Genomic DNA, 13,006 nt, shown 5'->3' with positions numbered 1-13,006 from the left:
GTCAGCTCTCCACGGGAGTGATCGACAACGGAGCCGTACTGGTGGGGACAGGGGTTTCCTCGTTGTCCTTCTTGGCGGTCAGGTGTGGACACAGCGATCCGCAAATCGTGCAAGGTGCACCGGTTTTCAAGCCGGCGTTGATGAAGGCGTTGCCTGCCAGCCGTGGGTAGAGCGCGTGCGTGGCTTGTACGTCCCAGTTGTTCGCGCGCCGAGCGACGGAGATGGCACGCTGGCGGGCTGCTTCGTCGGTGTTGCCGCGGCCCAGTTCGAGCGCGGTGATGGCGACTTTGACATTGCGGACGGCTTCGGCGGTATCGGGACCGGTGGGCATCAGGTAGTGCTCGACCTGGGTGATGGAGGCGAACATGTCCCCGCCGTGCTGGCCGGCGGTAGCCACGCCGATGGTGTTGACGATCGAGTCGAGGGTGACAGCGTTGTCGATGACCATCGGTCCTGCCAGCCACAATGGCGCGCCACCGAGGGCTTTCTTGTAGGCGGGGATTATCTCGTGGATACGGTGCAGCGGGATGTGGCCGCCGGTTTCACACAGGACTTGAACGCCGGCATCGAGGGCTCGGCGTCGCAGCGTTGCCAGCAACTCGATCTCGCGCCATTTCAGGTCGTCGCCGGCGTCGGCTGTCGCGCCGGGGCGAAAGATATCTCCGAGGTCGAGTACCACGCCGCGGCGTCGGCAGATGTCGAGGATGCCGTCGAAGTGTTCGTGCAGCGGCGATTCGGTGTTGTGCATGCGCATGTAGCGGGCGATCAGTCCGCCACCGCGGGAGGTGGTGGGCATGATCCGTGTCGATTGCTCGCTGATTCGCGCCAGTTCCGGGTTGATCCCGGCGTGGATCAGTGCGAAGTCGACGCCGGAGTTCAGGCCGAGTTCGAAACGTTCCAAGAACTCGGCCCGACCGAGCTTTTTGCGAGGTTGGGCGAACAGGTCGTAGGTGAGGCAGCAGCCCAACGGAATCCCCACCACTTCCTTCAGCTCCCGGCGCAGCGCGATGCCCTCGGGGTTGGTGGTCAGGTCGATCACCGCGTCGGGTTCGGCGGCCAGGATCACCGACATGCTGTCGACGATCGCATCGCGGTTGGTGTCCTTGGGGCCCAACCCGATCAGCGCCGTGACTTTTCGCCGAGTCCCCGCGCCGACGAGGATCGGGACGAAGTCCTTGTGATGGCGAGAATCGTTGGAGCGCAAGAACACCAGGGTGCCTCCCGTGATGGCGTTCGCGGCTTCGGTGACTTCGATTCCTTCGCGTGCGCAGGTTTCGATGAACTGTGGATCAGTCGAGTAGTCGAGATCGAGCATGGTGGACCTTTCAATCGGTGGATATGGGGCAGGAGTGCTGCAGTGGCCACGGCACGGCTGCCTGGCCGGTACAGAGGTCGCCCCAGTCGATGACGTGGTCGGCGACGGTGGTCCACGCTTGGTGCAGCGCATCGAAGTCGACGGGCGCTTTCGCGTGGAACTTCGCTTCGAATCCGATGTACGCGGCGGCGAGTTCATCTAGCGCGGCGCCGTAGTCCCGGTCGGGCAGCCGGGAGTGGTTCGCCAACCAGGCATCGACCAGTTCGGCGAGTTCATTTCTGCGCGTGTCGATTCGGGCGGTGTTTGTGGGGTTGATGTGGCGGCAGCGGTGCAGGTGGGCGAAGGCTCGAGCCCAGCGTGCGATCAGGTGGTCACCAGGAAGGTGTCCAAATGCGCCACGGAAGGCGGAGATCAGCTGGTAGCCGGTTGGCAGTTCGTGCGCGGTGGGATAATCGGTGAGCGAGTGGCTCGACATGTGCGGCCTCCTGGCGACGCATCCGGCAGCGAAGGGTATCGATCTGGCGGCCTCGCCATGGATTCCCGGGAACAGGTACTGATGAAAAGGGTCGCCCACCAGCGGTATCGGAAGTAACCGCGTAGCGATCGCGGACCGTAGGCGTATCGTGTGCACTTCCGAGATCACGTGCTGAAAAGTAGGAAGCGGCGATGATGCGAGGGCGGGCTTGGACGGGCTTTGAGGCGGCTGCGCTTCAAGAGGCGATGCGAAAGTCGATTCGAGAGTTCGCCGCTCTTCTCGGTGTCGAGACGACCACGGTCAACAACTGGCGCTCGGGCCTGAGCGCCGTGAAACCCAGATCCACGGCGCAAGCGATCCTGGATACGGCCTACTTGCAGCGCGCATCTCCAGCGGAGAGAGAGCGGTTCGGGCAGATTGTGGCGGACGGGGAGGCCGTTTGGCGGGACCGGCATTCAACCTTGCTGCGTCACACCCAGACCGCGGTTGCACACACCGACCGCGTTGATGGTGGCGGTTCGGCGGAGAGTGGTGACCAGCGGATCACTACGGATCTACTCGCGGTCTTGGGCCGCGTCCACAAGCTGAGCCGATCTGTCAATCCCGAGGTCATTGACCAGCTGCGAATCAGTACGCACCACGCAATCGCGAACTATGAAACGGTTGATCCCGCCGGACTCGTTCCTGCGTTGAAGCAGCAGCGGGCATGGCTCGATGAGCTCATCGATGAATGTAGCCACCCGAAACAACGGAGCGAACTGTTCGACATAGCCAGCGAAACTTCGGGACTGCTCGGCTATATCGCCGTCGGGACTGGTCATTACTCGATGGCGCGGGCCTACTGCCTGGAGTCTTTCCATCTTGGGGACAATGCACAGAACGCTAACCTCACAGCATGGGCGCGTGGGCTGCAAAGCTTCTGTGAGTATTACGCAGAGAGGTATGAGCGAGCGTTGGACTATGCTCGAGACGGCCTCGCTCGAGCAGAGGATGGGCCGCAAAGCGTAAGGCTAGCGATCAATGGAGTCGCGCGAGCAATGGGAAAGCTCGGCGATGCTGACGGTGTGCGGCGCACGGTGGACCGGGCATACGAGCTGGTCACGTGTGATAACGCCCCGGATGGAGTGCCATCCAGCATCTCGCTGGGAAGCTATAGTGCGGCACAGGTGGCAGGAAATGCTGCGACGTCGTATCTGTCGTTGGCGATGCCGGACAAGGTCGAACAGTATGCGGAGCTCGCGTTGGCGGATATGAACAACACGAACTCGCCATGGGGTAGGTCGCTGGTGATGATCGATGTGGCCCGCTCGCATGTCTTGGCCGAAGATGCCGACCTGGATGCTGCAGTAGCGATAATGCATGATGCCCTCGACACTTCGCGAGGCAAGCCTATGGCCCAGGTTCAGCGCCGGGCTTCGGAGTTTCTCCGTGACGTGGCCGAAAGGTGGGGGGATACCTCGCAGTTGAAAGGCGTACGGGATGCGCTGGCCAGTAAGGATGGCGAGAAGTGACTGGAAACCGGGACGGCTTGCGTCCCCGTCCGATCGAAAACGGCCCGCTCGGCTACTACTGGTTCTTGACCTTCGATCACGCCTCGGAACTTCATTCGCGGACCAAAGAATGCCAGCAGGCTATCGATCCGGCGTACTTCGATACCACGCCTACTGACGGCCTACACCTGACGCTGGATCGAATTTCACGCCCGTACACGTGCACGTTCGAACAACGTGCTTCTATTGCGGAAGCTGCGCAGCCTGCCTGCCGAGACCTGCGGCCGTTCAGCTTGTCCGTTGATCGGCTGACCAACATTCGTGGCGCGATCGGCTTTGTGATCTCACCCGCGGCGCCGGTGATGGAACTTCGTGACACGCTGCGTGCGGCAACGATCTCCGTTTTGCCGCAGGCGTCGCTGAAGGAATCTACGTCGGATCCCCATGTGACGATCGCGTATCCGGTCTTCGAAGGTCTGGAAGAGATGGCTGCCGCGACTGCAGCGACGGCTGGCAGTGCTGTCCACGGCTTCGACGTCGGTACCAGCGAGGCTTCGCTGGTTTCGCTCGAACTCCGGGACAACTCGTATGTATGGGATGTCATCGCACGGATCGAACTGGGTCGGGGGCAGTCGAAGCGGTTCGGCTGAAGCTGGGTTCCGGCTACTGACCCCGGCGATCGACCCAAAGGCCGCCGGACCAGGGAGGCACAGGACTCGAGCGAGACCGCACTCGACCCGATCGCGGCCGCGCTATCAGGTGATCTGGAACCAGTGCCCTCGGGATGCCTACGGCGACGCAAGTGGAGCCGGGGCTGAGGGCGCACCGCGGGCGCGAGCGAAAGGGCCGCCTCAACTAGCGGACCTCGGACCGGTCGGCTACCGGTGTCGGTAGCAGACCCGCGGTGATGAAACCGTCGATATAGCGTTGTAGGACAGCGGCATCGATCGCCGGACAACGCACACCGGATTGATCCAGTACCGCTCGGGTGCCGGTGTCGTCGACGATCAGGGCGTCGCCGCCGCCGTTGAGGTAATTGTCGGCGACGAGTGCTGCGCGCATGAGGTCGGCGTGCTGGGCGATCTGCCCGGCGAGTCGCTCGGCGGCGTCGGCCACCGATACCGTTTCGACGGGAAAACCGCTGCGGCGCAGGGTGTTCAGGATGTCGCCGACATTGGTGGGCGCGCTGTTGACCAGATGGTAGATCTCGGTGTTCGGTTGCCGCCCGGTGGCGAGTTCGACCAGTGCGCGGGCCACGTAGTCCACCGGGGCCAAGGTGACGTCGGCGGATTCGATGTCGGGCGCGACTCCGAGATGGGCGGCCGAACGGATGAGCGTCCAGAACGCGTCGTCGGCGCTGTTCGCGCCGCTGCTGATCGATCCGGCGACCAGGCCGGGACGGTGCACGGCGACCGGCAACCCGCGTTCGGCTGCCGCGAGAACCAGCTGCTCGGCCACCCATTTGGTGGCCAGATACCCGTTGCGCGGCACCTGATCGGCGGTGATCGCCGTGCGCTCGGTGACGATTCCGGTGTGCCCGACACCGACCGCCGCCGACACAGTGGACACGAAATGCAGCGCCTTCACCTTGGTGTCGACCGCCAGCCGCAGGATCTCGACGGTTCCGGCGATATTGGCCGGACGCAGGGAGGCATAGGATTCCAGATGATTCACGCGGGCGCCGTTGTGGTAGATCACCTCGATCCGCGTGGCCAGTTCGGCCCAGGTATCGGGGGAGAGCCCGAAGCGCGGCGCGGCGAGGTCTCCCGGTACCGGCACGACCCGTTCGGCGAGCCCCTCGGTGCCGAGTCCGTATCGCTGGAGCGTCGTTTCGAGGCGGCGGCGCACATCGTCGGCGTCCTCGGCGCGGACCAGGCACCAGACGCGCGATGCGGTGCGGTCGAGCAGCTCGCGCAGCAAGTGGATGCCGACGAATCCGGTGGCGCCGGTGAGGAGTACCTCGTCCGCCGAGGTCGGGGGTGCCGGGAACGCCTGCGGCACGGTGATCGTGGGATCCAGGCTCGCGTCGGCGATCAGCATGTCGGTCCAGTGGCCGGCCGCCGCCGCGCCCGCCTCGGCCGTCACCGCCGCGGTCACCGCGCGCGGCGTCGGCGCTTCGAACAGCATGCGTGGGTCGGCATCGATACCGAGCCGGGTCCGCAGCTCCGACCGGAGTGTGAAGACCAGCAGCGAGGTGCCGCCGAGATCGAAGAAACTCTCGTCGACCGCGACCGAATCCCGTTCCAGCACATCGGCGAACACCTGGGCCACCGCGAGCTCGCGCACAGTCGCCGGCTCGCCGTCACAGGCAGGCGCGCCGGTGGCGCTTTCCCGCGCCGGACGCTCGGGCAGACCGGGTCCGGCCGTGTCGGACAGCTGTGCGACAGTCGCCTCGGGATGCGCGGCGATCGTCGTCAGGATGTCGAGGAACCGCGCCGCGAACCCGGCCACCGTTGCCGCGTCGTAGAGGTCGGTGGCGTAGCGCAGGCTGCCTGTCGATCCACCGGTGCCCGACTGCTCGCGCAGCGTCAGGGCGAGGTCGAAATGCGTTGTTTCCCAGGGGATATCGACAGGGGTAGCAGTCAGGCCGCCGAGGTCGAGCGAGGGTGACGCGGGCAGGTTCTCGTAGGAGAACACGGCCTCGAACAGCGGGTGCCTGGTGGTGTCGCGGGGCGGATTCACCGCTTCGACGATGTGATCGAAGGGGACGTCGGCGTTGTCGAGCGCGGCGAGCGACACCTCCCTGGCGCGCGTCAGCAGGGTGGTGAAGTGTTCCTGCGGATCGAGGGTCAGGCGCAGGGGCAGGGTGTTCACGAACATGCCGACCAAGCGGTCGAGGGCGGGGTGTCCGCGGCCCGCGACGGGGGTCCCGACCGTCACGTCCGCGATCCCGGCCAGGTCGCCGAGCAGCACGGTGAACGCCGCGTAACCGGCCATGAAGGGAGTCGCGTTGTGTCGGCGGGCCAGCTCGGCCAGCGCCGCCCCGACGTCGGCGCCGATCTCGAACTCGACCACCGCGCCGGTGCCGCCCGGCCTGCCGGAGCCAGGAGTGCGGACTCGATCGGTCGGTAGCGGCAGCTGGTCGGGCGCGCCGTTCAGCGCATGCACCCAGTGGGCGAGCTGATGAGCGGCGCGGGAGCTCGGATCGTGGCGATCACCGAGCCGTCGGTGCTGCCACAGCGTGTAATCGGCATACTGCAGCGGCAGCGGCTCCCACGTCGGTTGCCGACGGTCCGCCCGCGCGGTGTACGCCGCGGACAGGTCGGCCACGAGCGGACCGTGCGACCAGCCGTCGGCGGCGATGTGATGGGCGACCAGCGCGAGCACATGGTCGTCGGGACCGAGATTCCACAGCGCCAGCCGGATCGGCGCGTCGGTGGTGACGTCGAAAGGTGCAGCGACTGCCACCGCGAGTTCGGCGTCCAGCTCGGCCCGGTCGAGTGCGCGCGCGGTTAGCGGTGCACCGCCAAGGGCCGCGTCGACGGTCAGGATGCGGACCTGTGGCCCGGTGCTGCTGGCGGGATACACCGTGCGCAGCACCTCGTGCCGTTCCACCACGTCGCGCACCGCGGCATCGAGTGCCGCCACATCGAGAGATCCGGTCAGGCGCAACGCGATCGGCAGGTGGTATGCCGACGAATCCCGGTACAGCTGATTGAGCAGCCACATCCGCAGCTGTGCCGGGGCAGGCGCCAGGTGTTCGGGCCGGGCTTCCGGCACCGGTGCGTCCGCGGCCGGGTTCTCGGGATCATCGAGTCGCAGTGCCAGTGCCGCGACGGTCGGTGCGTCGAAGACGGTGCGGACACCGATACCGAGGCGCGCCGCGAGCGCGGTCGCGGTGAGTGAGGTCCCGCCGAGTTCGAAGAAGTCGCTCTCGGCACCGGGCACCTCGATCGCCAGAACCTCGGTGAAGGCCGCCGCCACCTTTCGCTCCGAGTCCGTGGAGACGGGCCGGGAACCGTGGTGACCGAACACCGGCGCGGGCAGGCGACGGGTGTCGAGCTTGCCGTTGGGGGTCAGCGGCAAGGTGTCGAGTACGAGGTAGGCGCTGGGCCGCAGATACGGGGGCAGCTGTTCGGCGACCTGGAGTCGCACCAGCTCCACATCGAGTGGACCGTCCGGGACCAGGTAGGCCACCAGATGGGTGCCCCTGGCGTCCTGATGGGCGGTGACGGCGGCCCGGACGACGCCGGGGAGGCCGGTGAGCGTGGTCTCGATCTCGCCCGGCTCGATGCGGTGACCGCGCACCTTGATCTGGAAGTCGCTGCGGCCGTGGTAGATCAGTTCGGGCTCGGCGTCGGCGGTGAGGGTCACCAGGTCACCGGTGCGGTACACCCGCCCGCCGGGCGGGCCGAACGGGTCGGCGACGAATCTTTCCGCGGTCAACGCGTGTCGTCCGTGGTAGCCGCGGGCCAGGGCCGGGCCGCCGAGGTAGAGCTCGCCGATGACGCCGGGCGGGACCGGGCGTAATCGGGCGTCCAGTACCAGTGCGTGGAATCCACGCAGGGGCGCGCCGATCGTCACCGACCGGTCCGGGGTCAGCTCCGCGATGGTCGCGATATCGGTGGCTTCGGTGGGGCCGTATCCGTTGCGCATCAACCGGGTTCGCGACCAGGCCGATACCAGATCGGGGCGGATCGCCTCCCCGCCGACGCCGAGCACTCGTAGTTCGGGGAGTGTCTCGGGGTCGAGGGTGGCCAGCACCGCCGGGGTGATGATGGCGTTGGTCACCCGCTCGCGCCGCATGAGCTCGGCCAGATCGGGCCCGGCCATCACATAGCGCGGGGCCACCACCAGCGTCGCCGCTCCGGCCAGTCCGCACAGGATCTCGCCGACCGCCATGTCGAAACCGGGGGAGGCGTGGTGCAGGGTGCGGGCGCCGGGGCGCAACGCGTACCGGTCGCGGCGCTCGGCCGCCAGGTTCGCGAGTCCACCGTGGGTCACCAGCACGCCCTTGGGGACGCCGGTGGAACCGGAGGTGTAGATGAGATAGGCCGGGTGCTCGGGCCGGGCGGGGACGGGCTGTCGCGGCTCGGCCTCCGGTGTCGCATCGGGGTCGACGATCGTCCAGTGGACCGAGCCGGGCAGATCCGCCGGGTGCTCGACGCCGGTGACGCCGAGGGTGGCACCGCAGTCGCCGAGGATGTGCGCGATGCGCTCGGCCGGGTAGCCCACGTCGATCGGCACGAAACCCGCCCCGGTCTTGGTGATCGCCCAGATCGCCCCGACCGAGGCGGCGGAACGTTCCATGACCATCGCGACCAAGGTCTCGGGGCCGGCGCCCGCAGCCTGCAGCGCACCGGCGAGGCGGTCGGTCCACGCATCGAATTCGCGGTAGGTCCAGCGCTTCTCGCCGTAAACGACGGCGATGCCGTCCGGGTCGGCCGCGACGGCAGCGGCGATCAGCTCACTCAGCGTGGCCGGTGTCCCCGCCGTCGGTCCGCGCCAGGGGACGAGCAGGTTCGCCTCGGCGGCGGTGAGGATCGGCAACCGGTCGATCGGCACATCGTCGTCAGCGTCGGCGAGCGCCGTCAGGAAGCCGACGAACCGATCCAGATGCGCGGTGACCTCGGCCTCGGAGTAGCGATGGCGGTTGGCCTCGAACTCGACCCGCAACCCGGAATCGGTCACCGGATACACGTTGAGCGCAAGATCCTCGACCGGCCCGGTGGACAGCAGTTCGATGGTGCCGCGTGCCGGGCCGAGTATCAGTTCGGTGTGAAAGTTCATGATGTTGACTGCGGGCCCGAATCCCAGCGACTCGGCTCGGCGCCCACTGTCGCGGACCATCTCGGCACCGCGATAGCGCTGGTGGCGCAGTGCCCCGCTCAGCTCGGCACGCGCGCGGGCGATGGCGGCGCCGACGGTGGCGCCCGAGCAGTGCAGCGGCACGATATTCGATGTCATGCCGCCGCATTCGCGCAGCGCGGCGACGGTGCGCGCGGTGACCGGCAGACTCAGGCTGACCGCGTCGGTGTCGGTCAGCCTGCTGAGGTACGCGGCGAACGCCGCGATCAGCACGGGCGCGTTGCCGGGGAAATCGGCACGCGTGCGCAGGCGCTCGACCAGCGATTCCGGCAGCTCGGCGCGGGCGTGGATCGGGAGCGGATCGGGAGCACCGGGCCGCGTCGCGAGGGTCGCCGGGGCAGGCAGCACGGCAAGCTGCTCGCGCCAGTACTCGCGGTCGGTTCCATACCGCCGCGAGCCCAGGTAGCTCTCCTCCGCGGCGGTGAGCACAGCCGTCGAATCGACTGCGGCCGAAGGTGTTTCGCCCCCTGTCAGCAGAGCCGTGTAGTGGTCGCTCAGCAGGTGCTGCATGCGGACGCCACCGAGGCCGTCGAGCGCCAGGTGATGGGCACGGGTGTAGAGCAGGTGATGGTCCGCGCTCAGCCGCACGACCGTGGTCACGATGGGTGGATCGGTGACCAGGTCGAACGGTGCGCACTGATCGGCCTGCATCCAGGCTCGGGCGGCGGCTTCCGGGTCTGATTCCCCGCTGTAGTCGACGACGGCGATGTGGTCGTCGATGCCGTCGTCGTGCACCTGTCCCGGCTGCCCGTCGACGATGGCGAAGCGCACGTAGGCACCCAGATCACGCGCGGCCAGGTGAGCCGCGCGGCGATACGCCGCGAGGTCGAGCGGTCCGCGCAGGTCGACGTACTGGGCGATGGTGAGCGGCACCGGTCCGAGCAATTGCTGAGCGAACCACACCTCGCGTTGTGCCGCGGTGAGCGGGCGGACAGCAGGGATCGAACCGTGGGAAATCATGGTGCCTCAGAAGCTGGGAGAGAAGAGATGGAAAACAGCGCCCGTGCCGTCGGCTGGGCGCTGCGGAACCGGGAACTCAGGCGGGATCGTCGGTGAGATATCCACCGCGAGCGAAGAACTCGGCACCGTCGTGTTCGGTGCCCGCCGCGCTACGGACACGGGTGATCACCAACGCGTGGTTGCCACCCCGGTGCGGCTGGGAGCCACACACGACCGCGCCGCCACCTTCCTGAACGATGACCCGGCCGGCGGTGCCGCCGTAGCGCGCCTCCGAGATCACCGCGTCGAGAATCTCGATGCGCTCACCGCGGTAGTAGGAGTAGGCGCGCGGATACGGCGCCGACAGTGCCCGCACGAACCGCTCCGAATCGGCCGCGTCCAGGGACCAGTCGACCCGGCTGTCGCGATCGGACCGCTTGTGGAAGTAGGTGCGCTCGGCCTTGTTCTGCGGCGTCCACACCGCGGTGCCGTTCTCTAGGGCCGCGAGAGCCTCGTGCACCGCACCGGGGATCAACTCCATGCCGGCGAGGACGAGTTCGGTGCCGGTGGCGCCGGGCGGGATCGGCAGGCGCTGCTGGACCAGGATGTCGCCGGTGTCGAGCTGCTCGTCCATGCGGTGCACCGTGAGGCCGAATTCCTCGGCACCGCTGATCAGCGCCCACAGCACCGGCGAGAAACCGGTGAACTTCGGCAGCAGCGAATCGTGCAGATTCAGGGTGCCGTGGGGCGGCATGTCGTACAGCTCCGCGGGCATCCAGGTGTACCAGCTGTTGACCACGATCACATCGGGTTCGGCACGCTTGACGAGGTCGATGGTCTCGGTGTCGGCACGTTCGGTGAGGTGCACCGGAATCCCGTGCTCCCTGGCCAGTTCCTCGACCGAATCGTTCCAGATCGCCTTGTAGGAGGATTCCGCGGCCGGATGGGTGACCGAGAGGACCACCTCATGCTCCGAGTCGATCAGAGCCTGCAGGGTCTTGCGACCCCAAGTTTGGAAACCGAACGACACGATGCGCATGGATCTACCTACCTTCGTCTATGTGTAGGCTTACCTTACATAGTCGTGGGTACGTTCTGTATGCCCGGCCGAGACGTGATCACGTGGCCGGTCGAGTCAGGCTGCCGCGACCTCGGCGGCGCCGTTGAGCCGGGCGTAGCGTCCGCCGTCGTCGATCAGCTCTGTGTGGTCGCCGAGTTCGACGACCCGGCCATGATGGAGTACGGCGATCTGGTCGGCTTCGCGGATGGTGCTGAGCCGGTGCGCGATCGTGATGACCGTGCGGCCCTGTGCCACCACGTCGATGGCGGCCTGCACCGCGCGCTCGGTCTCGTTGTCGAGGGCACTTGTCGCCTCGTCGAGCACCAGCACGCGCGGGTCGCGTAACAGGGTGCGGGCCAGGGCAATACGCTGCTTCTCGCCGCCGGAGAACCGGTGACCGCGCGACCCCACCACGGTGTCGTAGCCCTGGGGCAGCGAGGCGATCAGCTCGTGGATCTGGGCGGCGCGGGCCGCGCGCTCGATCTCCGCGTCGGTGGCGTCGGGCTTGGCGTAGCGCAGGTTCTCGCGAATGGTCGTGTGTAGCAGGTACGACTCTTGTGACACCACACCGACGATGCGAGCGAGGGTGCCGAGCTCCAGGTCTCGGACGTCGACGCCGTCGATGCTCACCCGCCCGGCGGTCGCGTCGTGCAGTCGCGCGACGAGCGAGGCGAGAGTGGTCTTGCCGGAACCGGTCTCGCCGACCAGGGCGAGCGTCGACCCGGGCGGCACGACGAGCGAGACGCCATCGAGCACGTCGGGGCCCGCCGCGTCGTAGCGGAAGCCGACATCCTCGAACCGGACTTCGCCCACGACATCGCGCGGGTCGAGGTCGACCGGCTGAATGGGCTCATCGATCTCGACCGGAAGGTCGAGATAGCCGAAGATCCGGCTGAACAACGCCATCGAGCTGGTCACTTCGACACCCACGTTGAGCAGGGCCATCAGCGGCCTGAACAGCCCGGCCTGCAGCGTGGTGAAGGCGACCAGCGTGCCGATCGTCATGCCGCTGCTGGTCGCCGGAAGACCGGCGGCGAGGTAGAGCAGGGCGGGGATGGCCGCGAACAGGATGCTCATGGTGGCCATCCGCCAGCGGCCCGCGAGCTGTGAGCGCACTTCGAGGCCGACCAGGTCGTGCGAGGTCTTCTCGAAGTGGGCGGACGCGAGAGGGCCGGTGCCGAGGGTCTTGCCCAGCTGCACCCCGCTCACCGAAAGTCCCTCCTCGACCTGGCCGTGCAGGTCGGCGAGGTGACGTTGGCGCTGGGCGGTGATGTCGCGGCGCAGCAGAGCTACGCGCCGGGTCAGCCAGATCGCCGGCGGCAGCAGCACCAGCGACAACAGCGACAACCGCGACGACAGCACAGCCATCGCGACGGCCGTGCCGACCACGGTGGTGACGTTGCTCGCGATGGACGTCGCGGTGCTGGTGACCACGGACTGCATGCCGCCGACATCGTTGATCAGGCGGGACTGGACCTCACCGCCGCGGGTGCGGGTGAAGAACGCCAGCGACTGCCGTTGCAGATGGCGGAACACGTCGGCACGCAGGACGTGCATGACCTGCTGCCCGACGGTGGTGGAGATGAGCGTCTGGCCGACGCCGAGCACCGCGGTGAGCACGGTGACGGCGAGCATGCCGCCTACGGCCCAGAGCAGAAGCGAGACGTTCTGGTGCGGCAGCGCGTCATCGATCACCAGTCGCAGCAGGAACGGCGAGGCGAGGCTGATCGTCGAACCCGCCACGATCAGGGCGGTCAGCAGGGTGAGCTGAAGCCGGTACGGCGCGAAGAGCGCGGCGATCCGGCGCAGGGACACAGGGGACTCGCGCAGTTGCGCGCGGTCGGCCGGGTCGGGTCGGCGGGTGCGGCCGCCGCCGGCGGAGACTTTCACTTCCATATGCAACCCCCTTGGGTTGTGAT

At 67.3% G+C, this 13,006-nt stretch carries 7 protein-coding genes; 2 read left to right on the top strand and 5 right to left on the bottom strand.

Annotated features, from left to right (window positions below; genetic code table 11):
• Position 1: 1 nt before the first annotated feature.
• Both ACFWPK_RS09105 and ACFWPK_RS09100 read right to left on the bottom strand, forming a co-directional pair.
• Positions 2-1,315 (bottom strand): phosphomethylpyrimidine synthase ThiC, encoded by a 1,314-nt coding sequence (locus tag ACFWPK_RS09105; RefSeq protein ID WP_378914075.1) that lies wholly within the window; start codon positions 1,313-1,315, stop codon positions 2-4.
• Positions 1,316-1,325: 10 nt separating this feature from the next.
• Positions 1,326-1,790 (bottom strand): hypothetical protein, encoded by a 465-nt coding sequence (locus ACFWPK_RS09100; RefSeq protein ID WP_378914074.1) that lies wholly within the window; start codon positions 1,788-1,790, stop codon positions 1,326-1,328.
• A 191-nt stretch (positions 1,791-1,981) separates the two neighbouring features.
• Between ACFWPK_RS09100 and ACFWPK_RS09095 the strand changes: the two genes are divergently transcribed.
• Positions 1,982-3,301 carry a helix-turn-helix domain-containing protein gene (locus ACFWPK_RS09095; RefSeq protein ID WP_378914073.1) on the top strand — a complete coding sequence of 440 codons (1,320 nt, stop codon included), beginning with the start codon at positions 1,982-1,984 and terminating at the stop codon, positions 3,299-3,301.
• Entirely contained in the window at positions 3,298-3,930 is a 633-nt protein-coding gene (locus tag ACFWPK_RS09090) for a 2'-5' RNA ligase family protein (RefSeq protein ID WP_378914072.1), read from the top strand. Before ACFWPK_RS09095 ends, ACFWPK_RS09090 begins: the two co-directional genes overlap by 4 nt.
• A 205-nt stretch (positions 3,931-4,135) precedes the next feature.
• On the opposite strand, the gene ACFWPK_RS09085 is transcribed toward ACFWPK_RS09090, so the two are convergent.
• From ACFWPK_RS09085 to ACFWPK_RS09075, 3 genes are all read right to left on the bottom strand, one after another.
• Positions 4,136-10,048 (bottom strand): amino acid adenylation domain-containing protein, encoded by a 5,913-nt coding sequence (locus ACFWPK_RS09085; RefSeq protein ID WP_378914071.1) that lies wholly within the window; start codon positions 10,046-10,048, stop codon positions 4,136-4,138.
• A gap of 76 nt (positions 10,049-10,124) precedes the next feature.
• A complete protein-coding gene (locus ACFWPK_RS09080) occupies positions 10,125-11,066 on the bottom strand; it encodes a methionyl-tRNA formyltransferase (RefSeq protein WP_378914070.1) in 942 nt (313 codons plus the stop codon).
• Positions 11,067-11,162: 96 nt separating this feature from the next.
• Positions 11,163-12,983, bottom strand: a complete 1,821-nt coding sequence (locus tag ACFWPK_RS09075; protein ID WP_378914069.1) for an ABC transporter ATP-binding protein — start codon at positions 12,981-12,983, stop codon at positions 11,163-11,165.
• Between the last annotated feature and the right edge of the window lie 23 nt (positions 12,984-13,006).

It is taken from the genome of Nocardia sp. NPDC058519, from assembly GCF_042719755.1.
In the GTDB taxonomy this organism is placed as follows: domain Bacteria; phylum Actinomycetota; class Actinomycetes; order Mycobacteriales; family Mycobacteriaceae; genus Nocardia.
This window is presented reverse-complemented; position numbering and strand designations above follow the sequence as displayed.

Excerpts from the sequence above, each read along its gene's own strand:
- ACFWPK_RS09105 (WP_378914075.1), bottom strand. The coding sequence starts at position 1,315 with ATGCTCGATCTCGACTACTCGACTGATCCACAGTTCATCGAAACCTGC.
- ACFWPK_RS09095 (WP_378914073.1), top strand. The coding sequence starts at position 1,982 with ATGATGCGAGGGCGGGCTTGGACGGGCTTTGAGGCGGCTGCGCTTCAA.
- ACFWPK_RS09075 (WP_378914069.1), bottom strand. The coding sequence starts at position 12,983 with ATGGAAGTGAAAGTCTCCGCCGGCGGCGGCCGCACCCGCCGACCCGAC.
- ACFWPK_RS09080 (WP_378914070.1), bottom strand. The coding sequence starts at position 11,066 with ATGCGCATCGTGTCGTTCGGTTTCCAAACTTGGGGTCGCAAGACCCTG.
- ACFWPK_RS09100 (WP_378914074.1), bottom strand. The coding sequence starts at position 1,790 with ATGTCGAGCCACTCGCTCACCGATTATCCCACCGCGCACGAACTGCCA.
- ACFWPK_RS09085 (WP_378914071.1), bottom strand. The coding sequence starts at position 10,048 with ATGATTTCCCACGGTTCGATCCCTGCTGTCCGCCCGCTCACCGCGGCA.